The following is a 24,233-nucleotide window of genomic DNA, read 5'->3' on the forward strand; positions in this document are numbered from 1 at the left end:
CTCCCGAGGGAGGGCCGGGGCTCCGCGAGCGGTCGCCGCGTCAGGTGAGGCGGCGGGCGCCGGCGTAGCCGCCCATCGCGTCGATGCTGGCCACCTTGACCACGTCGCCGGAGGTGGGGGCGTGCACCATCTGGCCGTTGCCGACGTAGATGCCGACGTGGCTGACCGGGCTGTAGAAGAAGACCAGGTCACCGGGCTGCAGGTCGGCCCGGGAGACCGCGGTGCCCATGCGCGACTGCATGCCGCTGGAGTGCGGGAGGCTGATGCCCGCGGCGCGGAAGGCGTACTGGGTCAGGCCGGAGCAGTCGAAGGAGCCCGGGCCGGCCGCCGCCCACACGTAGGGCTTGCCGCGCTGGGCCATGGCCGTGGCCACCACCGTCGCGGCGGCGCCGCTGCCCCCACCCGACGGCACGGCGGCCGGGGCGCTCGAGGTCGGGGACGACGACGAGGACGGGGACGAGGAGCCCGGGGACGACGCGGGCGCGCTCCCGGAGGTCGCGGCGGCGCGCTCCTCGTCGCGGCTGGCCCGCTGGGCCTCCTCGGCGGCGTGCGCGGCGGCGGCGGCCTCGAGGGCGGCGCGCTTCTCCTCGGCGCTCAGCCGGGCGAAGTCGGCCTGGTACTCGGCGATCTGCGCCTCGAGGCCGGCCTGCTGGCTGGCGACGTCGTCGTACCGGCGCTGGGCCTCGGCGGCGGCCTCGGCGGCCGCCGTCTGTGCCGCGGTCGCGGTCTCGGTGGCCGTGACGGCCTCGCCGAGCAGGCCGTTCTGGTACCCGGCGACGCCCTGGAGCAGGGTCACCCGGTTGACGAACTCGTCGGCGTCCTGGCTGGTCATGAGGGCCTGCAGCGGGCCCATCGCGTCGCCGGTGTAGGCCGACCGGGCGATCCCGACCACCTGGTCGCGGGCGGTGTCCACCGATGCCTGGGCCTGGGTCAGCGTCGCGGCCGCGGCGTCGGCGGCGGCCTGCTGGGCGGCCAGCCCCTCGCGCGCCTCGTTGAACCGCTCCGTGACGACCTCGAGGTCGTGCCCGCGGGCGGCGACGAGCTCGGCGGCCTCGGCCGCGGTGGTGGGCTCCTCGGCGGCGGCCGGCGCGGGGACGCTCCCGAGACCGAGGCCGATGCCCAGGGCGCCGACGAGGGCGAGGACGACGCGGCGGCGCGACCGGGTGGTCGCGGTCAGGCAGGCGACGGACGTGCTCAGGGGCGCCACGGGTCGGCGTCTCTCCTTCTCCTCCCAGGCCGCCTACCGGGTTAGCTGACGGGTTCGGGCGTGGAGTCGCCCGGCGCGCGCGGACCGCGCACGCTTCACCCCGGGACTGCGTTGGGTCCCCGGCCCGGCCCCCCTCGCGGGAGGACCGGCTCGACGGCGTCCACGGGGTGTCACCCAGGTAGGTGACGGAACGCCCCGTTGGACGTACACAGCGTAAGGGCGTAACCGGCTCGTGACAATGAGTACTTTCCCGTCATCCCGCTCACACCCGACCGGTGGGTCGCCGCCCGGTTCCGGCACACCCGTTTGGGAGGGCGCCGGGACGAGCACGAGTCGGGCATGTCCTCCTCCACGCGCTCGCGCCTCGCCCGGCCGCTCGTCGTGCTCGCCCTCCTCGGCTCACTGGTCGCCTGCGGCGACAACACCGACTTCTCCCGGGGGCCCACCAACTGCGACTCCAGCGGAGAGGACGCGAGCAACCCCAACGACGCCAGCTGCCAGGAGACCGGCGAGAACCCGGGCAACGACGCGCCGACCACCGACGACGCGAACCCCGGCGGCTGAGCGCTGCCCCGGACCGTCGGCGGGCGCGCGACCGCCCGGGTCGTGAGCCGGTGAGCCGGGGACGGAGGTGGACGGCGGCCGGGCTGGGCGCCGCGACGCGCGCGCTCCTGGTCGGCGCCCGGCGCCTGCTGCGCGGCCGCGACCTCGCCCTCATCGCCGCCGGGCTGACCTTCTACGCGGGCATCGCGGTCGTGCCACTGCTGCTGGTGGCCGTGCGGCTCACCGCGCTGGCCACCTCACCCGCCGAGGTGCGGGCACTCGTCGGCCGGCTGACCGAGCTCCTGCCGGCCGAGCTGGGCGCGCCCGGCGCGGTCGAGCGGCTGGCCTCCGCCGGGGTCCGGCTGGACCTGCTCGGCTTCGTCCTGGCGCTGGTGCCCCTCTCCTTCTACGGCGAGGGCCTGCGCCGCGCCCTGCTGCGCTTCAGCCGGCACCGGGACACCGACACCCTCACCGGCTGGCGCGGACGGCTGCTCACGCTGCCGCTGGTCGTCGTGACCCCCGTGCTGCTGTACCCGCTGCTGCTGGCCGCCCGCTTCATGGCCGACCTGGCCCAGCAGGACGGCGTGGGCCCGGCGGTCGGCCGCTTCTTCGTCGGCTACTACTCCGTGCTGTTCGTCCTCACCGTGCCCCTCGCCTGGGGCTTCGGCGTGGTCGCCGCCGGCCGGCACCGCCGGCGCGCGGTGGCGTGCGGCGCCCTGTTCACCGCGGCGTGCCTGTCGGGGTTCCTGCAGGGGTTCGTGGTGTTCCTGTCGCTGCCCCTGGACCTCGGGGCGCCCTTCGGCGGCCTCGTCGCCGTGGGCGCGGTGGTGGCCGTCGGCCTGTGGATGTTCATGCTGCACCTGGTGCTGCTCGCCGGGTGGCTGCTCACCCAGTCCCTCGACGAACTCCTGGGCCAGCGGCAGCAGGAGGACTACCCCGGCGGGAACCCCGGCGAGAACCCCGGCGGCAGTCCGGGTACGGGCAGCTCCGGCCCCGGCAGCGCCGGGGCCACCGGCGGCTCGGGAGCCGGCTCCGGTTCCGGTGCCGGCTCGGGGGCCGGTTCCGGTGCCGGTGGCGGCGGCTCGGGTGCCGGCGCGGGCTCCGGGGCCGGCGCCTCGGGCGCGGGGGCGGGCGGGGGCGGCTCGGGCGCCGAGGACGTCTCCGGTGCGGGCCGGGGGTCCGGCGCCGGGGCGGCCGGGGGCTCGGGAGCCGGCTCGACGTAGTCGCTGCCGTTGCTCACCAGGATCGACACCTGCTGGCCGGGGACGGCGCGGCCGCCGCGCGGGGGGCTGGTGCCCAGCAGCGTGCCCTCCGCCTCGTCGCTGTCGACGCGCACGGCCCGGGAGGTGAACCCGGCATCGGCGAGCGCGCGCTCGCAGGCCCGCACGCTGGAGCACCCGGGCACCGGCCGGGTGTTGCCGTCCTGCACGGTGGGGTCGGCGGGCGGGAACTCGCCGCTGCCGCGCGCCTGCAGCACCGGCGCCATCGCGTCGTGCCAGATCGTGGCGCCCTTCCCGCCGCCGAAGCCGCCGACGTCCTCGTTGCGCTTGGGGTTGAGCACCATGACGCTCGCGGTGATCTCGGGCGTGTAGCCCACGAAGGCCACCGAGTAGTTGTCCTGCGAGGTGCCCGTCTTGCCGGCGATCTGGTGCCCCGGCACGTAGGCGCGTGACCCGGTCTGCCCGGGGTTGCCCGGCTCGACGTCCTTGCGCAGCATCTGGGTGAGGGTGTCGGCCACGCCCGGCGGGACCGCCTCCGGCGTGCAGCGGTCGCCGACGTCCAGCGGCTCGCCGTCGGCACCGACGGCGGGCCGGCCGTGGGCGTCGAGGACGGAGGTGACCGGGACGACGTCGCACCGGGTGCCGCTGGCGGCGAAGGTGGAGTACGCGCTGGCGAGCGCCAGCGGGCTGGTGGCCTCGGCACCGAAGGTGAACGAGCCGCGGTTCTCGTCGACGATCTGCTGGGCCAGGCCCGGCGGGCTGAACTGGAACAGCCCCGCCGCCTCGGCCATCCGCACCGGCTCCTCGACGCTGCCCAGGGCATCCTCGAGTGCGAGGAAGTACGTGTTCGACGACTGGTAGAGCGCCGTGGTCAGGTCGAGGGTCGGCCGGTAGCCCGACCCGGCGTTGCGCACGCAGTACCGGCCGTCGGTGGCGCGGCCCTCGCAGGGGCCGCCGTAGACCCGCGACACGTAGGGGTCGGGCGCCGTGAGCGTGTAGTGCGAGGAGAAGCCGCGGGCCAGCGCGGCGGCGGCCACGAACACCTTGTAGGTGGAGCCCGAGCCCTGGCTGGGCCAGGTGTTGAGGTTGAACGACTCCTGCGTCGGGTCGGCCCGGTCGTAGCCGAAGGTCCGGTTGACGCTCATGGCCAGCAGGTGGCCGGTTCCGGGCTCGACGGCGGTGAACATGCCGGCCAGCGAGTCCTGCGGCGCCAGCGTCTGCAGCACGGCGGCGTCGGCGGAGCGCTGCAGCTCCGGGTCCAGCGTCGTCTGGACGACGTAGCCGCCGTTGTCGAGCTGCTCCTGGGTCAGGCCGAGGTCCTCGATCAGGTGCCGCTGCACGAAGTCGCAGACGAACGGGCCGACGCCGGCCTGCACGCAGCCGCGGGGCGGGGCCGGTCCGGGCGCCAGCCCCAGCGGCTCGGCCTGCGCGGCGGCGGCCTCGTCGGCGGTGACGAGGCCCTGCTCGGCCATCCGCGACAGCACCTCGTCGCGGCGCGCCGTGGCCGCCTCCGGGGCGGTGAACGGGTCGTCGGAGGTGGGACTCTGCACCAGCCCGGCCAGGAGCGCCGCCTGCGGCAGGGTCAGCGCGGCGGCGTCGACGCCGAAGAAGGCACGGGCGGCGGGCTGGACGCCGTAGGCGTTCTGGCCGAAGTAGACCAGGTTGAGGTAGCGGGTGAGGATCTCGTCCTTGCTGTAGGCGTCCTCGACCGCCAACGCCAGGCGGGCCTCGCGCACCTTGCGGCCGAGCGTCTGCTCCGTGGCCGCCGCGCGCTCCTCGGCGGTGTCGGCGGTCTGCAGCAGGGTCTGCTTGACCAGCTGCTGGGTGAGCGTCGACCCGCCCTCCTCCACGCCGCCGGCGGCGATGTTCATGGCCAGCGCGCGCGCCGTCCCCTGCACGTCGAGGCCGTGGTGCTCGTAGAAGCGGGCGTCCTCGATGGCCACCATCGCCTGCTTCATCACCTCGGCGATCTCGCCGGGCTCCACCGGGTCGCGGTTCTCGTCGTAGAAGTACGTGATCGGCTCGCCGTTCGCCGCGAGCAGGACGGTGTTGCCCGCCGGCGGGTCGACGGTCAGCTCGGTGGGGAGGTCGCCGAGCAGGCCGGTCGACTGCTGGGCGGCCAGCGAGGGCACGCCGACCCACGGCAGGAGCAGCCCGGCCAGCAGGGCACCGGCGACCAGGATCACGGCGGCCAGCCGCACCATCGTGCCCAGCCGGCTCGGCAGCGGGTCCATGGGCCTCCCTCCTCGGGCCGCGCACACTGCAACAGGAATCGGTGCGGGTCACAACCACCCGCGCCGTACGTCCTCCGGACGGGGACGGACGGGCCGGTGGCGCTCAGCCGCTCAGCACGGCCGGCAGGTCGTCGCGGTGCAGCACGACCAGCGTGCTGACCGCGCGGGTGAGCACCACGTAGAGCCGGTGGAGCCCGCGCGGCTCGGCGGCCACGATCGCCGCCGGGTCGGCGACGACGACGGCGTCGAACTCCAGCCCCTTGGCCAGCGTCGCGGGCACGACGGCGACCCGCGCGGCGGCCGCGCCGTCGTCGGCGAGCACCGCGGCCGGCAGGCCGGCGTCCTGCAGCAGCCGCGCCACGTCGGGCACCGCGGCGTCGGCGCAGACGACGCCCACCGACCCCGGCCCCGCGGCGAGCCCGGCCACCACGCCGGCCAGCGCCCCGGCCAGGTCGGGGACCGGCCGCACGCGCAGGGAGCCGGGGTCGCGGCGCACGGCCGTCGCCGCCGGCAGTCCGGGCGCGATCGCCGGCAACAGCCGGTTGGCGTAGTCGAGGACCTCCCCCGGCACCCGGTAGCCGCGCGTCAGCGGGTGGACGGCGGTGTCAGGGCGGCCCAGGCCGGCCAGCGTGGGGGACCAGTCGGCCGCCGACCAGGGGCTGGTCGCCTGCGCGAGGTCACCGAGCACGGTGAGCGACCCGGCGGCCAGCCGGCGCGCCACCGCCCGGCACTGCATGGGCGAGAGGTCCTGCGCCTCGTCGACGACGACGTGCCCGTAGCCGCCGGTGCGCTCCAGCAGCCCGGCGGCCTCGTCGACCAGGACGGCGTCGGCCGCGGTCCACGGCGCGCTGCGCACCGACCGCGCGGGCGGGCGGCGCAGCAGGGCCTGCTCGTCGTCGGTGAGCACGCCGCGGGCCGCGCGGGCGAGGACGGCCGGGTCGGACAGCAGCGCGGCGACCAGCCCGGCAGCGTCCCGGGCCGGCCAGACGGCGTCGCAGAACGCCCGCACCTCGGCGCTGCGGGCGGCCCGGCGGGTCTCGGCGTCGGTCGGGCTGCCGCCGGCCTCCTCCGTCTGCCGCCGCGCGTCCTCGGCCAGCAGCATCGCCAGCCGCTCCCGGCCGGCGGCGTGGTGCAGGCGCTGCTGGTCGTCGGGGACCCGCCCGCGGCGGCGCAGGTCGTCGACGTGGCGCTTGAGCCGCTCCACCGGCACCCGCCAGCGGCGGCCGGCGAGCGGGACCAGCACGTCCTCGGTGGGCTTGGCGATCGACCCCCACAGCGCGCGCGAGAGCACCTCGGCCATGCGGGCGTCCCCCTTGAGGACGGCGACCTCCGGCGGGTCCTGCGCCCGCACCGGCACCCGGCCGGTGAGCTCGGCGACCGTCGTCTGGTCGACGTCGACCTCGCCGAGGGTGGGCAGCACCTGCTCGATGTAGCGGAGGAACGCCCGGTTGGGCCCGACGACGAGGACGCCGGTGCGCGCGAGCTGCCCGCCGTGCGTGTAGAGCAGGTAGGCGGCGCGGTGCAGGCCCACCGCCGTCTTGCCGGTCCCCGGGGCGCCCTGGACGCAGACCGACTCGGCCAGCGGCGCCCGCACGATCTCGTCCTGCTCGGGCTGGATGGTGGCGACGATGTCGCGCATGGGGCCGCTGCGCGGGCGCTCGATCTCCTGCCGCAGCAGCGTCCCGTCGCCCTCCTGACCGGCTCCGAGCAGCTCGTCCTCGTAGCTGGTCAGCTCGCCGCCGGAGAAGCCGAAGCGGCGGCGGCGCACGAGGCCCTGCGGGTCGGCGGCGCTGGCCCGGTAGAACGGCCGGCTCATCGGGGCGCGCCAGTCGATGACCACCGGGCGGCCGGCGGCGTCGCGGACGTGCCGGCGGCCGACGTGGAAGGTCTCGTCGGCGGCGTCGGTGCGGCCGAAGAAGGCGGGGACGCCGGGGTCGGCGGCCAGGGAGCGCAGCCGCTCGGCACGGGCGGCGCCCAGCCGCTCGGAGGCCCAGGCGTCCACCCCGGCGTCGACGACGGCGGAGGCGGCGCTGCGCATCTGGCTCAGGCAGTCCCCGGCGAGGGCCAGGTGGGCGCGCTCGGCGGCGAGGACCGGGTCGGCGGCGGGGTCGGCGGCGGGGTCGGTCGGGGTCGTGTCGGTCGGGGTCGCGGACACGGTCGGTGGACGTTACGCCGGACCGTGCTCCCCGTCACCCGAGTACGGGCAGTTCCGCGTCACCGCACGCCGGGCGCCACGTGTGGCGCCGCGGGCCCCGGGGGAGGACCGGGGCATGCCCGACTCGATGCTCGCCGGCCGGTTGAACGTGCGCACCAGGGAGTTCGCGGTCACGGAGGTGCCGCGGCCCACGCCCGGCCCCGGCCAGGTCCTCGTCGAGGTGCGGGCGGCGGGGATCTGCCTGTCCGACGTCCACCTCGTCGACGGCACGCTCAGCCCGCTGTTCCTCCGGGGCGAGGAGGTGACGCTCGGACACGAGGTGGCCGGCGTCGTCGCCGGGATCGGCGAGGGGGTGACCGGCTGGACGGAGGGCGCTCGCGTCACGCTGCAGGCCGGCGAGGAGGTCGACGGCTGGATCCACACCCGCGGCGTCGACTACGACGGCGGCTGGGCGCAGTACGCGCTGGCCACGGCCGGCACGCTGGTGCCCATCCCCGACGACCTGCTCTTCGAGCAGGCCTGCATCGTCCCCGACGCCGTGTCGACGCCGTGGGCCTCGATCGTGGAGACCGCCGGCGTCCGGGCCGGGGAGCCGGTGGGCGTGTGGGGCATCGGCGGGCTGGGCGCGCACGCCGTCCAGCTGCTGCGGCTGGCCGGGGCGGCACCGATCGTCGCCGTCGACCCGGTGGAGTCGGCGCGGGACCGCGCGCTGGCCTTCGGCGCGGACCTGGCGCTGGACCCGGCGGAGGACGTCGCGACGCGGGTGCGCGAGCTCACCGGCGGCCCCGGGCTGTCCCACGCCTTCGACTTCGCCGGGGTGCCGCCCGTGCGCGAGCAGGCGGTGCGCTGCCTCGAACGCGACGGCGGACTGGTGCTCGTCGGCCTGACCGACCAGCCGCTGACCCTGCGCAACGGCACCCAGTTCAGCTACTTCGGCCAGCGCCTGCTGGGCCACTACGGCTCCGCGCCCCAGCACGTGGAGCAACTGGTGCGGCTGATCCGGCACGGCCGGCTGGACCTGTCCCGCTCGATCTCGGGCACCCTGCCGCTGGCCGAGGCCGCGCGCGGCGTCGAGATGCTGGAGCACAAGGAGGGCAACCCGATCCGCCTGGTCCTGCTCCCGCACGGCTGATCGCTAGCGGCGGTCCGCGGGCTCGGTGATGTGCACCCGCACCGCCCGGAACTGCGTGGGCGTCGTCTCCAGCACCGCCCTCGTCGGCTCCCCGACCTGCAGCGCGGGCTCCCGGCGCAGCGCCGCCAGGCGCCGCAGCCGGGGGTCGGCGAGCACGTCGTCGACCATCGGCCGGTCGCCGCCGGTGAACAGTCCCGCCACCTCCCCGGCGTGGGGCAGCAGCACCCGGGCGGCGGTGTCGGCGGCGGCTCCCACGACGGCGTCGGCCTGGGAGGCGCGGCGGCGGGCGAAGCGCTGCTGACTCCAGCCGCCGGCGGCGGTGCGGCCCTGCACCAGGCGGGTGTCGACCTTGGAGACGACGAGGCCGGTCCCGTCGAACACGCCGGCGGCCCAGCGGCCCCGCCGCACCAGCAGCACCGCCGCCCGCCGGGGCTGCCGGGCCGCGGCGGTGAACGAGGTCAGCAGCGGCCGGGCCGGCGTCCACCCGAAGGGCGCCCGCAGGGTCACCGCGGTGCCGTCGGCGCAGGTGAGGTGCAGCGCGCCGGCGTCGTCGACGGCCGTCTCCGGCGCCCCGTGCCGGGCGACGACGCCGTCGAGCCACCGGCCCAGCCGCTCGGGGGCGACGCCGAGGACGCGGCCGCCGCCGGCCGCCGGCCGGGGGCGCGTCACGGGCCCGGGCTCAGCCGGCCATCGCGGGCTCGGCGGCGTGCTCGGCGGGCACGTGCAGCAGCCGCTGGAACGCCAGGACGACGAGGGCGGCGAGGCCCGCGGAGACCGTGGCGACGAGGAACGACGCGTTGGCGCCGTAGGTGTCGACGATCTTGCCCGCGACCGAGGTGCCGACGGCGACGCCGAGCCCCAGCGCGGTGCCGATCCAGGTGAAGGCCTCGGTCACCGCCGAGCGCGGCACGATCAGCTCGGCGAGGGTGAAGGAGCTGATCAGCGACGGCGACACGGCGACACCGGCGATCACGACCAGCGGGATCATCACCCAGACGTTGCCGACCAGCGACAGCGGCACGGTGAGCACGGTCAGCGCCGCGAGCACCACCAGCAGCCGGTGCCGCAGCGGGTGCCGCCAGTGCACCGCGCCCCAGCCGATGCCGCTGGCCATCGACCCGACCGCGAGGCCGGCGATCAGCACGCCCGACAGCGCCATCGCGTCGACCGCGTCGGCGAAGGCGACCAGGGCGATCTCCAGCGTGCCGAGGATCGAGCCGACCGCGGCGCCGACGACGAAGAGCACCTTCAGGCCCGGCGTCCGGATCGCCGCGGGCCCCTTGCGGGCCTCGTGCCCGTGCGGCGGCGGCTGGGTGCGGCCCTGCGCGGCGAACAGCAGCGCGCCGACGACGGCCAGCGCGAACGCGGTGACCACGCCGGAGGTCGAGTGCCCGGTGGTGGAGAGGAAGGTGACCAGCACCGGCCCGACGATGAATACGAACTCGTCGACGACGGACTCCATCGCCAGCGCGGCCGGCAACCGGGTGGTGCCGCGCAGCAGGTGCGTCCAGCGGACCCGGATCATCGAGGCCACCGGTGGGATGCAGGCCCCGGCGAGGCCGGCGGTGACGAAGAACGTCCAGCGCGGCCAGTCCTCCTTGACCGCGGTCAGGAACAGCGTGCCGGCCGCGGCGAAGACCACGACCACCGGCAGGAGCGTCCGGCGCTGACCGTGGGTGTCGGCCCACCGGCCCAGCAGCGGCCCGGCGATCGCGGTGGTGACCGCGCCGGCGGCGGCGACGGCGCCACCCAGGCCGTAGGACCCGGTCTCGGAGGCGACGAGCAGGACGCAGCCCAGGCCCACCATCGACAGCGGCAGCCGGCCGATGAAGGCGGCGAGCACCATGGGCAGCGCGTGCGGGGTGCGCAGCACGTGCAGGTAGGGATTGGGCACCGAGGGGAACCTGTCGTCAGGGGGATGCCGTTCACCCCACGCTAACCGACACCCGGCCGCGGGGCCCGGAGACGGCCGTGCCCCCGTGTCGGAACGGGCGCGGGCCCCGCCCCGGACGACGCTGTCCGGTGCGGGGCCCGCGTGGCTCCCCTGGCCCCCCTGCCGGGGCAGGGGCTTCTCTCAGGCGAGCCGGCTCTTGAGGATCTCCAGCTCGTCCCACATGGTGCTGGGCAGCTTGTCCCCGAACTTCTCGAACCACTCGGTGATCTGCGGGATCTCCTCGCGCCACTCGTCCTTGTCGACGGCGAGCACCTTGCGCACCCGGTCCTCGGTCATGCCCAGGCCCGAGACGTCGAGGGAGTCGGCCGCCGGGACGTGGCCCACCGGGGTCTCCTCCGCGGCGGCGGTGCCCTCGAGGCGCTCGACGACCCACTTGAGCACCCGGCTGTTCTCGCCGAAGCCCGGCCACAGGAAGCCGCCGTCCTCGTCGCGGCGGAACCAGTTGACGTAGAAGATCTTCGGCAGCTTGGTCGCGTCGTGCGCCTTGCCGGTCTCGACCCAGTGCCGGAAGTAGTCACCGGCGTTGTAGCCGATGAACGGCAGCATGGCGAACGGGTCGCGGCGGACGACGCCGACGGCGCCGGTGGCCGCGGCCGTCGTCTCCGAGGACAGCGTGGCGCCCATGAACACGCCGTGGTTCCAGTCCCGCGCCTCGGTGACCAGCGGGATCGTGGTCTTGCGGCGGCCGCCGAAGAGGATCGCCGAGATCGGCACGCCCTTCGGGTCGGTGTACTCCGGCGCCAGGATCGGGCACTGGGTGATCGGGGTGCAGAACCGCGAGTTCGGGTGCGACGAGGGCTCGTCGGACTCCGGCGTCCAGTCCTGCTTCTTCCAGCTGGTGAGGTGCGCCGGCGGCTCGTCGGTCATGCCCTCCCACCAGACGTCGCCGTCGTCGGTGAGGGCCACGTTGGTGAAGACCGAGTTGCCGTTGTCGATGGTGCGCATCGCGTTGGGGTTGGTGTCCCAGCCGGTGCCCGGGGCGACGCCGAACAGCCCGTACTCCGGGTTCACGGCGTAGAGCCGGCCGTCCTCACCGAACCGCATCCAGGCGATGTCGTCGCCGATGGTCTCGACCTTCCACCCGGGGATGGTTGGCTCGAGCATCGCCAGGTTGGTCTTGCCGCAGGCGCTGGGGAAGGCCCCGGCGACGTAGTACGTCTTCTGCTGCGGGCTGGTCAGCTTGAGGATCAGCATGTGCTCGGCGAGCCAGCCCTCGTCGCGGGCCATCGCCGAGGCGATCCGCAGGGAGTAGCACTTCTTGCCCAGCAGGGCGTTGCCGCCGTAGCCCGAGCCGTAGGACCAGATGGCCCGCTCCTCGGGGAAGTGCACGATGTACTTGGTCTGGCTGCAGGGCCACGGCACGTCCTCCTGGCCCTCCTCCAACGGGGCGCCCAGGGAGTGCATGGCCGGCACGAACGGCCGGTCGGTGCCCATCGCCTCGAGGATCCGGCTGCCGATGCGCGCCATGACCCGCATGGAGACGACGACGTACTCCGAGTCGGTGAGCTCGACGCCGAACATCGGGTTCTCGGCCTCGACCGGGCCCATGCAGAACGGGATGACGTACATCGTCCGGCCCCGCATCGAGCCGCGGTACAGCTCGGTCATGATCGACTTCATCTCGTCGGGGGCCATCCAGTTGTTGGTGGGCCCCGCGTCGGCCTCGTCGACCGAGCAGATGAAGGTGCGGTCCTCGACGCGCGCGACGTCACTGGGGTCGGAGGCGCACCAGAAGGAGTTGGGCTTCTTCTCCAGGCGGGTGAAGGTGCCGGCGTCGATCAGCTTCTGGGTGAGCCGCTCCCACTCCTCGTCGGTGCCGTCGACCCACACCACCTGGTCCGGCTGTGTCAGCTCCGCCATCTCGCGCACCCACGCGAGCAGGCGGGCGTGGGTGGTCGGGGCGTTGTCGAGACCGGGGGTGGCCAACTGAGTCACGGCGTCTCCATCCTCTGGGGCACGCCGGGTGCGGAGGACGCCGGCGCCGGTACGTGCTGTGTGCGGGACGGCGGAACGAGTCCGGCCGTCCGGTCGGGTCAGCGTACAAGCGGGGACACCCGTCTGTAACGGTGAGAGATGTTACGTATAGGACGTCTTGTCGTGCGGGGTCCCGTCCCTCGGAAGAGGGCCGATCCGCGCGGTTCCGGGCTCCGGGCGTGACCGGTTCCACACCCCGACACCCGCCGCGTCCCGGCGGCCGCTCGCCCCGGCGGGCCCCGCGCTCCACCGGCCGGTTCCGTCCTCCACGTGCCGGATCGGGCCGGCGCGGCACCGATCCGGCCGGTGGAGCAGAGCGCCTCAGCCCTCCGGCGTCCGCCCGTAGTCGGGACCGGTGGCGGCCAGGAAGGAGTCCCAGTCGGCGGGGGCAGGGCGTCCGCCGACCTCGGCGTCCAACCCGTCAAGGTACCAGTGCCAGCCCAGGGCGTAGTCGACGACGTCGGTGCCGGCCGCGAAGACCTGGACGAAGTGCAGCGTGGTGCGGCCGCTCGCCACGGCGAGGACCAGCTCGACCCGCCAGTCGGCCTGGTCGACCCACTCGACGACCAGCCGGCGCGGCGGGTCGCACTCGGCGATCCGCACCGCCTCGCCGACCGGCTGCGCCTCGTGCGTCATCGTCAGCGTCCCGCGACCGCCGAGCGCCCGCTCGCCGTCGTAGGTGCCGAACCAGCGGGCCAGCCGGTCGGGCTCGGTGAGCGCGGCCCAGACGTCGTCGGGCCCGTCGGGCCAGGAGCGGCGGAACTCCAGTCGCCGGCGCCCGTCGGGGAGCTCGGTGACCACGCCGCTGCGGTGCGTCGGCGGGTCGGCGGGGGTCGTCCGGTCGGTCACGGTGCGGCTCCGTCCGTCGGGGGGTGGACCCGGGCCCGGCGGCCGCGGGCGATCTCGGTGTCCAGCGCGTCGAGCCGCTGCGTCCACAGGCCGCGGTAGGACTCCAGCCACTCGTCGAGCTCCCGCAGCGGCCGCGGGTCGAGCGCGTAGAGCCGCCGGCGTCCCTCGACCCGGCTGCTGACCAGCCCGGCCTCACGCAGCACGCGCAGGTGGCGGCTGACCGCCGGCCGGCTCACCGGGAACCGGCCGGCGAGCTCGCCGGCGGCCAGCTCACCCCGCGCGAGCAGGGCGAGCAGCTCCCGCCGGATCGGGTCGGCGAGGGCCGCGAGCGCCTGCACGGCAACTGCGTAACACATCGGTTACGGGTCCACCAGGGGTTCGCCGGCATCGCCGGCGGGCACCCGACGCTCCATGACCGTCACCGACCCCGACGTCCCGGACCCGCTCAACGACCCCCGGACGGCACAGGCCGACCCCGGCGCCTACGGCCAGGGCGCGGACCTGGCCTCGACCGGCGACGACCCGGCGTCCAGCGGCGAGGACGAGCTGGCCGCCGACGACGCGGAGACGACCGCCGGGCAGACCCTGGCCGACGACGCCGGCGGGGGCGACGTCACCGGCGGGGCGTTCTCCGAGGCGCCGACGGACGCCGGCCGCTCCTGAGGCGGACCGGTCCGTTTTCACCGGGCGGTGACGGGGAACCTGCTCGGTCGCCCATCCCCATCGACGAGGAGGTCCCCCATGGCCACCGGTGAGACCGGCTTCGAGGACGTCACGTACGACCTCATCTCCGTGCAGTACCACTCGCTGAAGGCCGGGCACGACTACGGCCAGTACGTCCGGGACGCCGAGAACGCCGGCCTGGACGACATCGCCGCCTTCTTCCGCGAGGTCATGGAGCAGGACTCGGCGCGCGCCCGGCGCTGCCACGAGTTCCTGCGCACCCTCTCCGGCACGGAGCAGGGCGGCCCGGCCACCCAGTAGCGGGCGGATCCTCTGCCCCACCGCTCGCGGCGGGATCCTGCAGAGGTGCCGGTCCAGCACGTCCCGAGGGCCCCTCACCCGGCGGTGAGGGGCCCTCGGCACGTCTCAGAGCGTGTCCGAGAACTGCGGTCAGCGGGCCAGTCTGCGGGACATGGTCATGATCATGGCGATGGTGACCATGGCCTCGCTGGTGTCGATGCGTCGCTCGTAGTCGCGGACGCAGCGGCGGTGTTTGCTGATCCAGGCCAAGGTGCGCTCGATCACCCAGCGCCGGTGGAGCACGCGGAAGCCGACCTGGTCATCGGCGCGGCGCACGACCGCCACGGTCAGCGCCCAGACCTGGGCGGCGTAGGTGACCAGGCGCCCGGCGTAGCCGGCATCGGCCCACACCCACGAGATGGTCGAGTACTTCTCGCGCAGTCGGGCCAGCAGGTGCACCCCACCGTCGCGGTCCTGGATGCCGGCGACGGTGACCAGCACCGCCAGCAGCCAGCCGTTGGAATCCACCGCAATGTGCCGTTTGCGGCCGTTGACGCGCTTACCGGCGTCATACCCGCGGCTGGCCGCGGCGACGGTGTCAGCGGCGCGCACCGACTGGGAGTCGATGATCGCCGCGGTCGGCAGCGGCTTTCTGCCCTGGCGCACCCGCAGCAGGTCCACCAACACGTCGTGGATGCGCTGCCAGACCCCGGTGCGCACCCACCGGGTGAAGATCGTCCACACCGTCGACGGCGGCGGGAACTCCCGGGGCAGCTCCCGCCACGGGATGCCGCCGTGCACCAGGTAGAAGATCGCGTCGCACACCAGGCGGCGGTCGTGCTTCTCCGGGCGCCCGCCGCGTCCGGAGGTGTTGCCCGCCGGTGGCAGCAGAGGTGCGATCACCGCCCACTGGGCGTCGGTGGTCGCCGAGGCGGGATAGATCTCACCGCGGCTGAGCTGACCGCGACGACCACGGTCGTTGCCGCGGTGAGCCGGGCAGGACGAGCAGACGCAAGCCAGGGAAGATGGCACGCGGACTCCTGGTAGGGCAGTGGCCTAGACACCTACCGGCCTACCAGGAGTTCCTCACATCAGCCGCTCAAGCCCGAGTTCTCGGACACGCTCTCAGGCGCTCGCGACGGGCGCGCGCTCGGCCCAGGCGCGCTCGATCAGCTGGAGGAGCACGTCGGCCGGCTGGGCTCCGGCGGCGCCGTAGCGGCGGTCGACGACGAAGAACGGGACGCCGGTGGCGCCGAGCTGCTGCGCGGTCGCGGCGTCGGCCAGGACGGCGGGGCGGTACCGGTGGTCGGCCAGCGTCGCGCGCACCTCGGCCTCGTCCAACCCGACCTCGACGGCGAGGGCGGCGAGGGAGTCGACGTCGAAGACCGGATGCCCCTCCTCGAAGTAGGCGTGCAGCAGCCGCTCCTTCGTCTGCGCCTGCAGCCCGCGCTCGGCGGCGAGGTGGACCAGCTCGTGGGCCAGCAGCGTGTTGCCGCTGACGCCGTCGGCGAGGGAGTACTCGAGCCCCTCACCGGCGGCGGTCTCCTCGACGTGCCGCATCATCGCCCGCATCTCCTCGACGGGGCGGCCGTACGTGGCGGCGAGCGCCGGCAGGGTCGGGTGCGTCTGCCCCTCGGGGATTGAGGGGTCGAGCTGGAAGGACCGCCAGACCACCTCGACCTCGTCGCGGTGCGGGAACCGCGCCAGTGCGGTCTCCAGCCGGCGCTTGCCGATGTAGCACCACGGACAGACGACGTCGGACCACACCTCGATGCGCACCGCCGGCCCAACCGTGGCCGGCCGTCCGTCATTCCGGCCGGTGCACCTCCGCCCGCGCCCGGCCGTCGCCGGGGGTGGGGTCGAGGAAGACGTAGCGGACGCCCTCGTGCCGGGAGACCAGCCGCCGCTCGGCCTCGTCGGAGGCGTGCTCGATGTCGGCGACGGTCGCGGTGTCGGCGAAGTCGACCTTGGCCATGACGACGAGCTGCCCGGGCCCGATGACCGTGGTCAGGAGGACCGGGACGCCGTCGACCTGCGGGAGCCCGGCGATCTCCGCACGCAGCTCCTCCTGGAGCCGCGGGGCCACCGACCGGCCGATGAGCAGCGAGACGTTGGCCCGCGCCAGCGAGCCGGCCACCAGGAGCAGCAGGACGCCGATGAGGATCGCGGCGACGCCGTCCCACACCGGCTCGCCGGTGATCTGCTCGAGGAAGAGCCCCAGCGCGGCGAGGACCAGGCCGACCAGCGCGGCGCTGTCCTCGAACGTGACGGCCTTGACCGTGGTGTCGGTGGTCTCGGCCAGGTAGCGCCGGGGCGTCGTCCCCCACTTCCGCGCCGCCCCCCGGACCTGCCGGACGGCCTTGAGCAGGGACGAGCCCTCGAGGACGAAGGAGACCGCCAGGACGACGTAGGCGATGAGCGGGTCGCCCTGCTCCTCACCCACGAGGATCGTCTGCACGCCCTGGTAGAAGGAGAAGCCGGCGCCGAGGGTGAAGGTGGCCAGGCAGGCGAGCAGCGCCCAGAAGTAGGTCTCCCGGCCGTAGCCGATCGGGTGCCGGGCGTCGGGGGCCTTGTTCCCGCGCTTGAGCGCGACGAACAGCAGCACCTCGGTGATCGTGTCGGCCAGCGAGTGCGCCGCCTCCGACAGCATCGCCGAGGAGTGGCTGATCAGGCCGCCGACCAGCTTGGCGATCGCGATGCCGAGGTTGGCCAGCCCGGCGACGACGACGGTGCCGGTGGACTCGCCGCCGGACTCGCCACCCGACTCGCCGTGGGTGCCCTCGGTGGCGAGGGCGTGGTCACGGGTGGGAACCGGCTCGCTCATGGCCGCACCGGTGCCCCGCCGTTGCCCCGGACAACCACCGGGCTCCGCGACGATCAGGGGACCTGATCATCGAGCGTCCTCCCTTCCGTCCCACGGTGAGGGAGGACGCTGCACGATCAGGTCACCTGATCGTCGACCGACCCGGTCAGCGGATGCCGACGAGGTCGACGACGAAGACCAGCGTCGCGCCGGGCTTGATGACGCCGCCGGCCCCGCGCTCCCCGTACGCCTTGTGCGCCGGGATCGTCAGCCGGCGCCGGCCGCCGACGCGCATGCCCTGGATGCCCTCGTCCCAGCCCTGGATGACCATGCCCACGCCGAGCCGGAACTCCAGCGGGTCGCCGCGGTCCCAGGAGGCGTCGAACTGCTCGCCGCCGTCGTGGGTGACGCCGACGTAGTGGGCGCTCACCAGGTCGCCGGCCTTGGCCTCGGGGCCGTCGCCGACGGTGATGTCCTCGATCACCAGGTCGTCGGGCGCGGGGCCGGTCGGCGGCTCGACGTCGGGGCGGGTGGGCTGGGACATCGGTGCTCCTCGGGTCGGTGCCGGGTGGTCCCGACGGGTCCCGCCCATCCAAACAGCGGCCCGGCCGCGGCGCTCAGCGGCCCCCGGAGACGTCGAGCAGGCTGCCGGTGCAGTAGCCGGAGCCCTCGCCGAGCAGCCACAGCACCGCCGCGGCCACCTCCCCGGGCAGGCCCGCCCGGCCCATCGGCACCGACGGCCCGATCCGCGCGACCCGGTCGGGCTGGCCGCCGCTGGCGTGGATGTCGGTCTCGATGATCCCGGGGCGGACGACGTTGACCCGGACGCCCTCGCCGGCCACCTCGCGGGCCAGGCCGAGACCGAGGGTGTCGACGGCGCCCTTGCTCGCGGCGTAGTCGACGTACTCCCCCGGCGAGCCCAGCCGGCTGGCCGCCGAGGAGACCAGCACGATCGAGCCGCCGGGCCCGCCGTGGCGCGTCGACATCCGCAGCACGGCCTCCCGGCAGCACAGGACGGCGCCGAGCACGTTGACCGCCAGCATCCGCTGCACCCGCTCGGCGCTCATCTCGTCGACCCGCGCCCGCGCGCCGACGATCCCGGCGTTGGCGACCAGCCCGGTCACCGGCCCGAGGGCGTCGGCCGCGGCGAACGCGGCGAGGACGTCGTCCTCCACCGAGACGTCGGCGCGCACGGCCGTGGCGGTCCCGCCGGCGGCCTCGACGTCGGCCACCACGGCCGCGGCCGCCGCGTCGTCCTCCCGGTAGGTCAGGGCCACCGACCACCCGGCGGCCGCGGCGGCGCGCGCCGTCGCGGCGCCGATGCCGCGGCTCCCGCCGGTCACGAGCAGCACTCCAGGGGGCACGGTCGGCGACCGTAGCGGGTGGGGGCGCAGCGGGTGCGGGGCGCTGCGCGCCGTGCTGGGCTGGGAGCCGTGCCCGAGCAACCCCCGTGGTGGACCCGCGCCGTCGTGTACCAGGTCTACCCGCGCTCGTTCCAGGACTCCGACGGCGACGGGATCGGCGACCTCGGCGGCATCCTGCAGCGCCTGGACCACCTGGCCGACCTCGGCGTCGACGTCGTGTGGCTCTCCCCGGTGTACCCGTCGCCGCAGGCCGACAACGGGTACGACATCAGCGACTACGAGGACGTCGACCCGCTGTTCGGCACGCTCGGGCAGTTCGACGAGCTGATCGCCGGCCTGCACGCGCGCGGGATCCGGCTGGTGATGGACCTGGTGGTCAACCACACCAGCGACGAGCACCCGTGGTTCGTCGAGTCGCGCTCGTCCCCGGACTCCCCCAAGCGGGACTGGTACTGGTGGCGGCCGCCGCGCCCCGGGATGGCCCCCGGCGCGCCGGGCGCCGAGCCGACCAACTGGCACTCGTTCTTCTCCGGGCCGACGTGGGAGCTCGACCCGGCCAGCGGCGAGTACTTCCTGCACCTGTTCGCCGCGAAGCAGCCGGACCTCAACTGGGAGAACCCGGAGGTCCGGCAGGCGGTGTACGCGATGATGCGGCGCTGGCTCGACCGCGGCGTCGACGGCTTCCGCATGGACGTCATCAACATGATCAGCAAGGACGTCGCCCCGGACGGCTCGCTGCACGACGGGCCGCCGCTGCCGGGTGTCCCCTACGGCGACGGGTCGGCGTCCTTCCTCTGCGGGCCGCGGATCCACGAGTTCCTGCAGGAGATGCACCGCGAGGTGTTCGCCGGGCGGCCGGACCGGCTGCTGACCGTCGGCGAGATGCCCGGCGTGACCGTGGAGGAGGCGCGGCTGTTCACCGATCCGGCGCGGGGCGAGGTGGACATGGTCTTCCAGTTCGAGCACGTCGGCCTGGACTTCGACGACTCCAAGTGGCGCCCGCGACCGCTGCGGATGCGCGACCTCAAGGCCTCCTTCGGCCGCTGGCAGGCCGGGCTGGCCGAGGTCGGCTGGAACTCCCTCTACTGGGACAACCACGACCAGCCGCGGGCGGTCTCCCGCTTCGGCGACGACTCACCGCGGTACCGGCGCGACTCGGCGACCTGCCTGGCCACGCTGCTGCACCTGCACCGCGGGACGCCCTACGTCTACCAGGGCGAGGAGATCGGGATGGCCAACTTCCCGTTCACCGCGCTCGAGCAGTTCCGCGACGTCGAGTCGCTCAACCACCACGTGCAGGCCGTCGCGCACGGCGCCGACGCGGGCGACGTGCTCGCCGCGATGCGCCGGATGAGCCGGGACAACGCGCGGACGCCGGTGCAGTGGGACGCCTCGCCCCACGCGGGCTTCACCACCGGGACGCCGTGGATCGCGGTCAACCCCGACCACGCCGAGTGGAACGCGCAGGCCCAGCGCGCCGACCCGGGCTCGGTGTTCGCCCACCACCGGCGGCTGATCGCGCTGCGGCACGAGGACCCGGTGGTGGCGCTGGGCGACTTCACCATGCTGCTGCCCGAGCACGACGAGGTGTACGCGTTCACCCGCTCCCTGGACGGCGACACGCTGCTGGTCGTCTGCAACCTCGGCGGGTCGGTCCAGGACCTCGCCGGGCTGCTCCCGGAGGCCGTGGGCGCCGGGGTCGTCCTCGGGAACCTGCCCGAGGACGACCCCGCCGTCCTGCGGCCGTGGGAGGCCCGGGTGCTCAGGCCGGCTCGGTGACCCGCTCGGCGGGCCGGTCCGCGGGCTCGTCGAGCGGGTGGGCCAGCTCGTCGTCGGGCAGCCGCCAGGCCAGGACGGCGGCGACGGCGAGCACCGGCGGCACGAGCCCGGCCAGCAGGAACGTGCCGGTCAGGCCGACCGTCTGGCTGACCGGGCCGGCCAGCGCCATCGACAGCGGCATGAACGCCATCGAGACGAAGAAGTCGAGGCTGGACACCCGCCCCAGCAGCGCCGGGGGCACCCGCCGCTGCAGCAGCGTGCCCCAGATGACCGTGCCGGCCTCGAACGCCGCCCCGAGCAGCCCGGCCGCCGCGATCATCACCCACAGCTGCGACGTCGCGCCGAACACCACCAGCGGCACGCAGCCGGCGCCCCACAGCAGGTTCATCACCGTGAGGTAGCGGCGCGGCAGCCGGAACGAGGCGACGACGGCCGACCCGAGCGCGCCGCCGATGCCGAACGCGGCCAGCACCCAGGCGTGCTCGGCCGGGCCACCGCCGGCCCGGTCCCGGACCGCGAAGGGCACCAGGACCTCGAACGGACCCATGATCAGCAGCACCATCAGCGAGGCGAACAGCAGCGTGGCCAGCAGCCACGGCGTGCCGACCATGTAGGCCACGCCCTCGCGGACGTCGGTGAGCAGCCCCGGGTGCTCGCCCTCCCGCCGGACCGGCAGCGTCGGCAGCGCCGCCACGCAACCGGCCGCGGCGGCCGAGGTCAGCGCCGTCGCGGCCAGCGCCGCGCCGGGTGAGAGGACCGCCACCAGCAGTCCGCCGACCGCGGGGCCGGCGGCCATCGCCAGCGCCGGCCGGACGACGCCCTCCAGGCCGTTGGCGGCGAGCAGCTCCCCCGGCGGGACGACGCCGGGCACGAGCGCCGAGTAGGCCGGGTAGTACAGACCCGTCGCGACCCCGCCGACCAGCGCCGCGGCGGCCAGCGGCCCGAGCGCCAGGACGCCGGCCAGCGACATCAGCGCGACCGTCCCGACCGCCGCCGTCTGCAGCAGCGCGACGCCGAGCAGGATGCGCCGCTGCGGCACCCGGTCGGCCAGCGCGCCGCCGACCAGGGTGCTGGCCAGCATGCCGGCGGCCTGCAGCGAGGTGGCCAGGGAGAGCGCGCCCGGCCCGCCGCCGAGGTCGACGACCTGCCAGACGAGCGCCACGGTCCACAGGCCTTGCGCGAACAGCGACAGGCCCATGGACGACGCCAGCAGCCGGTAGTCCCGGGAGCGCAGGGGCGCGAGCGCGCGCGGCAGCCTGGCCATCTCCCCCTCCGTCGTCGGCGGGCGCACCGTCGCGCCCGGAGCCCCATGCTCGCGGAGGGCACCGACAGCGGGCACCCGGTTTCTCGGACGACGGCCCGCATCCGGACGGCTACGGTCCGGGCTCGTGGGGGGACTGGTCGAGGCGGTGCTGCCGGCCCGGATGGGCCCGTCGTTCCGCTGGCTGGTGGCGTCGTCGTGGGCCGGCAACCTCGGCGACGGCATCGCGGTCGCCGCCGGGCCGCTGCTCGTGGCGGGCCTGACCAGCGATCCGCTGCTCGTCGCGCTGGCCGCCCTGCTCCAGAAGCTGCCGTGGCTGCTGTTCGGCCTGCACGCCGGCGTCCTCGCCGACCGGGTCGACCGCCGCGTGCTGGTGGTCTGCGTCGACCTCGCTCGGGCCGGCGTGCTCGCCGTCCTGGTGCTCGCGCTGGCCACGGGCGCCGTCGGGATCGCCACCGTCCTCGCGGTGCTGTTCGTGCTGGGCACCGCGGAGGTGTTCGCCGACACCGCGTCGGGGACCCTGCTGCCGATGGTGGTGCCCCGCGCCGACCTCGGCATCGGCAACGCCCGCCTCATCACGGGCACGCTGACGATGAACCAGCTGACCGGCCCGGCCGTCGGCGGCGTGCTGTTCGTGGCCGGCGCCGCCTGGCCGTTCCTCGCCCAGGCGGTGCTGGTGGCGCTCGGGGCGGTGCTGGTGGCGCGGATGCGGCTGCCGGCGGTGGCGCGGCCGGCGGAGCGCGCGTCGGTGCGGCACGACGTCGTCGAGGGGCTGCGCTGGACGTGGCACGCCCCCGCCGTCCGCACGCTGACGCTCACCATCGTCCTGTTCAACGTCACCTACGGCGCCGCCTGGTCGGTGCTGGTGCTCTACGCCGGCCAGCGGCTCGGTCTGGGCGCCGCCGGCTTCGGGCTGCTCACCACGATGGTCGCCGTCGGCGGGATCGCGGGGACGGCGTCCTACGACTGGCTCGAGCGGCACGTCGGCCTGGCCTCCCTGATGCGCGTGGGGCTGGTCATCGAGACGCTCACCCACCTCGGGCTGGCGCTGACCCGCACCCCGTGGGTGGCGATGGCGGTGCTGGCCGTCTTCGGGGCGCACGCGTTCGTGTGGGGGACGACGTCGCGCACGGTGCGGATGCGCGCGGTGCCGGCCGGGCTGCAGGGGCGGGTCGGGAGCCTGTACGCGATGGGCGTGTTCGGCGGCATCCTGGTCGGGCAGGCCCTCGGTGGGGTCCTCGCGCGGATCTGGGGGGTGACCGGCCCGTTCTGGTTCGCCTTCGCCGGGTCCGCGGTGCTGCTCGCGCTCCTGTGGCGCGAGCTCGGCCACCTGGCGCACGCCGACGCAGCCGCCTGAACCGCTCCTGCCGACGGTCGTGCTCTGCCCACAGGTGTGGGCAGAGCACGACCGTCGGCAGGGGCACTAGGTGAGCGGGCTGCGCGGCAGCAGGCGGTCGCTGATGATCCGCTTCTGGATCTCGCTGGTGCCCTCGAAGATCGTGGTCAGGCGGGCGTCGCGCCAGTGCCGCTCGACCTGGCGCTCGGTGGTGTAGCCGTTGCCGCCGTGCAGCTGCATGGCCTGGTTGGTCACCCGCACGGCCATCTCGGTGGCCTCCAGCTTGGCCATCGACGCCTCCCGCTCGCAGCGCACGCCCACGTCGATCAGGTGGGCGACCTGCCGGTAGAAGGCGCGCGACTGCTCGACCTGGGCGGCCATCTCGGCGACGGCGAAGCGCAGCGCCTGGAAGTCGCCGATCGGGTGGCCGAACTGCTCGCGTTCCTGCAGGTAGACGATCGAGTCCTCGAGCGCGGCGCGCGCCAGACCGACGGCGCGGGCGGCGGTGTGCACACGGGCGGTGTTGAGGAAGCGCTGGGCCTCGGCGAACCCGGCGCGCGCGCTCTCCGGGCCGTCGCCGCCGCCGGCGCTGCCGGGGTCGGCGAGCTCGTTGCCCGCGGGGATGCGGACGCCGTCGAAGACGAGGTCCCAGGTGAGGAAGCCGTGGTAGCCGACCTTGTCGATCGGTGTCCCGGTCAGCCCCTCGGGGAACGAGCCGCGCTCCTTCTCCAGCAGCAGGTTGGTCAGCCCGCGGGACCGGGACTCCCCGGGCTCGGGGTCGCGCACGCGCACCAGCACCTGGATGAAGTCGGCGGCCTCGGCGTTGCCGCACCAGCGCTTGTGGCCGGTGACCACCCACTCGTCGCCCTCGCGGACGGCGCGGGTGCGCACCCCGGCGAGGTCGGAGCCGGCGTCGGGCTCGGACAGCGCGATCGCGCCGATCCACTCGCCGCGGGCGCTGCGACGCAGCAGGTCGGCGCGGCGTCCGGCGTCGGGCACCGCGGCGCCCAGCCCCTGGGAGCGGGCCAGGATGCTCGCGCTGCTCATCCACGCGCGGGCCAGCTCCTCGGACACCATGCAGTACTCGAAGACGCCCAGCCCCAGGCCGCCGTGCTCGGCCGGGACGGTGATGCCGAAGTACCCGAGCTCGGCCAGGCGCCCGAGCAGCGACTCCGGGAGCAGCCCCTTCTTCGGATCGAGCTCGTCGGCCACCGGCAGCACCTCGTCGTAGGCCAGACGGCGGGCCTGCTGCTGCAGGGCCTCGCGCTCGGGCGTGTGCCAGGGCGGCAGCAGGGCCGGCGGCTCCGGCTCGAGCAGCTCGGTGGGGCGGTCCTGGGTCGACGTCATCGTCGCGGGCCTCTCCTCGGCGGTGCGGTCGCTTCCACCCTGCGGGCCGCCGTCGCGGTCCGCTCGACGGCTGTGCCGGCGCCACCATCTCACGAGCACTTCACAGACCTCA

Annotated in this window: 21 protein-coding genes, 1 pseudogene and 1 riboswitch; of the genes and pseudogenes, 7 read left to right on the forward strand and 15 right to left on the reverse strand. The window is 75.0% G+C overall.

Features of this window, described 5'->3' with window-relative positions; translation table 11 throughout:
• Nucleotides 1-40: 40 nt before the first annotated feature.
• Nucleotides 41-1,207, reverse strand: coding sequence for a C40 family peptidase (locus ACWIZO_RS05385; protein ID WP_448641480.1), 1,167 nt, complete (start codon nucleotides 1,205-1,207; stop codon nucleotides 41-43).
• 35 nt (nucleotides 1,208-1,242) lie between these two features.
• Nucleotides 1,243-1,331, reverse strand: a riboswitch (cyclic di-AMP (ydaO/yuaA leader).
• 215 nt (nucleotides 1,332-1,546) lie between these two features.
• Here ACWIZO_RS05385 and ACWIZO_RS05390 point away from each other — a divergent pair.
• Both ACWIZO_RS05390 and ACWIZO_RS05395 read left to right on the forward strand, forming a co-directional pair.
• Nucleotides 1,547-1,771 carry a hypothetical protein gene (locus tag ACWIZO_RS05390; RefSeq protein ID WP_446757722.1) on the forward strand — a complete coding sequence of 75 codons (225 nt, stop codon included), beginning with the start codon at nucleotides 1,547-1,549 and terminating at the stop codon, nucleotides 1,769-1,771.
• A gap of 50 nt (nucleotides 1,772-1,821) precedes the next feature.
• Nucleotides 1,822-2,640, forward strand: a pseudogene (locus ACWIZO_RS05395) (YhjD/YihY/BrkB family envelope integrity protein); the annotation flags it as partial.
• Nucleotides 2,641-2,681: 41 nt separating this feature from the next.
• Here ACWIZO_RS05395 and ACWIZO_RS05400 read toward each other — a convergent pair.
• Both ACWIZO_RS05400 and ACWIZO_RS05405 read right to left on the reverse strand, forming a co-directional pair.
• Nucleotides 2,682-5,204, reverse strand: a complete 2,523-nt coding sequence (locus tag ACWIZO_RS05400) for a transglycosylase domain-containing protein (protein WP_448641481.1) — start codon at nucleotides 5,202-5,204, stop codon at nucleotides 2,682-2,684.
• Nucleotides 5,205-5,307: 103 nt separating this feature from the next.
• A complete protein-coding gene (locus ACWIZO_RS05405) occupies nucleotides 5,308-7,359 on the reverse strand; it encodes a HelD family protein (protein ID WP_448641482.1) in 2,052 nt (683 codons plus the stop codon).
• A gap of 115 nt (nucleotides 7,360-7,474) precedes the next feature.
• Here ACWIZO_RS05405 and ACWIZO_RS05410 point away from each other — a divergent pair, with 115 nt between their 5' ends.
• On the forward strand, nucleotides 7,475-8,491 hold the full coding sequence (locus ACWIZO_RS05410) for a zinc-binding dehydrogenase (protein ID WP_448641483.1): 1,017 nt from the start codon (nucleotides 7,475-7,477) through the stop codon (nucleotides 8,489-8,491).
• Between the two features lie 3 nt (nucleotides 8,492-8,494).
• On the opposite strand, the gene ACWIZO_RS05415 is transcribed toward ACWIZO_RS05410, so the two are convergent.
• The 5 genes from ACWIZO_RS05415 to ACWIZO_RS05435 all read right to left on the reverse strand — a co-directional run bounded on the left by ACWIZO_RS05415 (nucleotide 8,495) and on the right by ACWIZO_RS05435 (nucleotide 13,606).
• Nucleotides 8,495-9,160 (reverse strand): acVLRF1 family peptidyl-tRNA hydrolase, encoded by a 666-nt coding sequence (locus tag ACWIZO_RS05415; protein WP_448641484.1) that lies wholly within the window; start codon nucleotides 9,158-9,160, stop codon nucleotides 8,495-8,497.
• 10 nt (nucleotides 9,161-9,170) lie between these two features.
• Nucleotides 9,171-10,385, reverse strand: coding sequence for an MFS transporter (locus ACWIZO_RS05420; RefSeq protein WP_448641485.1), 1,215 nt, complete (start codon nucleotides 10,383-10,385; stop codon nucleotides 9,171-9,173).
• 180 nt (nucleotides 10,386-10,565) lie between these two features.
• Nucleotides 10,566-12,380 carry a phosphoenolpyruvate carboxykinase (GTP) gene (locus ACWIZO_RS05425; protein WP_448641486.1) on the reverse strand — a complete coding sequence of 605 codons (1,815 nt, stop codon included), beginning with the start codon at nucleotides 12,378-12,380 and terminating at the stop codon, nucleotides 10,566-10,568.
• Nucleotides 12,381-12,740: 360 nt separating this feature from the next.
• Nucleotides 12,741-13,268, reverse strand: a complete 528-nt coding sequence (locus ACWIZO_RS05430; RefSeq protein WP_448641487.1) for an SRPBCC domain-containing protein — start codon at nucleotides 13,266-13,268, stop codon at nucleotides 12,741-12,743.
• Nucleotides 13,265-13,606 carry an ArsR/SmtB family transcription factor gene (locus ACWIZO_RS05435; RefSeq protein WP_448641488.1) on the reverse strand — a complete coding sequence of 114 codons (342 nt, stop codon included), beginning with the start codon at nucleotides 13,604-13,606 and terminating at the stop codon, nucleotides 13,265-13,267. The genes ACWIZO_RS05430 and ACWIZO_RS05435 overlap by 4 nt, the downstream gene beginning before the upstream one ends.
• 73 nt (nucleotides 13,607-13,679) lie before the next feature.
• Between ACWIZO_RS05435 and ACWIZO_RS05440 the strand changes: the two genes are divergently transcribed.
• Nucleotides 13,680-13,931 (forward strand): hypothetical protein, encoded by a 252-nt coding sequence (locus tag ACWIZO_RS05440; RefSeq protein ID WP_448641489.1) that lies wholly within the window; start codon nucleotides 13,680-13,682, stop codon nucleotides 13,929-13,931.
• A gap of 78 nt (nucleotides 13,932-14,009) precedes the next feature.
• Complete coding sequence (locus tag ACWIZO_RS05445) at nucleotides 14,010-14,252, forward strand: acyl carrier protein (protein WP_106281135.1); 243 nt, start codon at nucleotides 14,010-14,012, stop codon at nucleotides 14,250-14,252.
• A gap of 129 nt (nucleotides 14,253-14,381) precedes the next feature.
• Here the strand turns inward: ACWIZO_RS05445 and ACWIZO_RS05450 are convergent, their stop codons facing one another.
• The 5 genes from ACWIZO_RS05450 to ACWIZO_RS05470 all read right to left on the reverse strand — a co-directional run bounded on the left by ACWIZO_RS05450 (nucleotide 14,382) and on the right by ACWIZO_RS05470 (nucleotide 18,398).
• Nucleotides 14,382-15,263 (reverse strand): IS5 family transposase, encoded by an 882-nt coding sequence (locus tag ACWIZO_RS05450; protein ID WP_448641490.1) that lies wholly within the window; start codon nucleotides 15,261-15,263, stop codon nucleotides 14,382-14,384.
• 93 nt (nucleotides 15,264-15,356) lie between these two features.
• Nucleotides 15,357-16,010 (reverse strand): DsbA family oxidoreductase, encoded by a 654-nt coding sequence (locus ACWIZO_RS05455; RefSeq protein WP_448641491.1) that lies wholly within the window; start codon nucleotides 16,008-16,010, stop codon nucleotides 15,357-15,359.
• A 28-nt stretch (nucleotides 16,011-16,038) separates the two neighbouring features.
• The gene (locus ACWIZO_RS05460; RefSeq protein ID WP_448641492.1) at nucleotides 16,039-17,055 is read right to left on the reverse strand and encodes a cation diffusion facilitator family transporter; all 1,017 of its coding nucleotides are present in this window, start codon (nucleotides 17,053-17,055) and stop codon (nucleotides 16,039-16,041) included.
• A 145-nt stretch (nucleotides 17,056-17,200) separates the two neighbouring features.
• Nucleotides 17,201-17,578: an FKBP-type peptidyl-prolyl cis-trans isomerase gene (locus ACWIZO_RS05465; RefSeq protein WP_448641493.1), complete on the reverse strand. Its 378-nt coding sequence runs from the start codon at nucleotides 17,576-17,578 to the stop codon at nucleotides 17,201-17,203.
• 73 nt (nucleotides 17,579-17,651) lie between these two features.
• Nucleotides 17,652-18,398 (reverse strand): SDR family oxidoreductase, encoded by a 747-nt coding sequence (locus tag ACWIZO_RS05470; protein WP_448641494.1) that lies wholly within the window; start codon nucleotides 18,396-18,398, stop codon nucleotides 17,652-17,654.
• A 69-nt stretch (nucleotides 18,399-18,467) separates the two neighbouring features.
• Here ACWIZO_RS05470 and ACWIZO_RS05475 point away from each other — a divergent pair, with 69 nt between their 5' ends.
• Nucleotides 18,468-20,177 (forward strand): glycoside hydrolase family 13 protein, encoded by a 1,710-nt coding sequence (locus ACWIZO_RS05475; protein ID WP_448641495.1) that lies wholly within the window; start codon nucleotides 18,468-18,470, stop codon nucleotides 20,175-20,177.
• Here ACWIZO_RS05475 and ACWIZO_RS05480 read toward each other — a convergent pair.
• Entirely contained in the window at nucleotides 20,161-21,441 is a 1,281-nt protein-coding gene (locus tag ACWIZO_RS05480) for an MFS transporter (protein ID WP_448641496.1), read from the reverse strand. The genes ACWIZO_RS05475 and ACWIZO_RS05480 overlap by 17 nt on opposite strands.
• A gap of 124 nt (nucleotides 21,442-21,565) precedes the next feature.
• On the opposite strand from ACWIZO_RS05480, the gene ACWIZO_RS05485 reads away from it, so the two are divergent.
• A complete protein-coding gene (locus ACWIZO_RS05485; protein WP_448641497.1) occupies nucleotides 21,566-22,795 on the forward strand; it encodes an MFS transporter in 1,230 nt (409 codons plus the stop codon).
• A gap of 66 nt (nucleotides 22,796-22,861) precedes the next feature.
• On the opposite strand, the gene ACWIZO_RS05490 is transcribed toward ACWIZO_RS05485, so the two are convergent.
• On the reverse strand, nucleotides 22,862-24,121 hold the full coding sequence (locus ACWIZO_RS05490) for an acyl-CoA dehydrogenase family protein (protein ID WP_448641498.1): 1,260 nt from the start codon (nucleotides 24,119-24,121) through the stop codon (nucleotides 22,862-22,864).
• Nucleotides 24,122-24,233: the final 112 nt, after the last annotated feature.

Source organism: Geodermatophilus sp. URMC 63 (genome assembly GCF_053502565.1).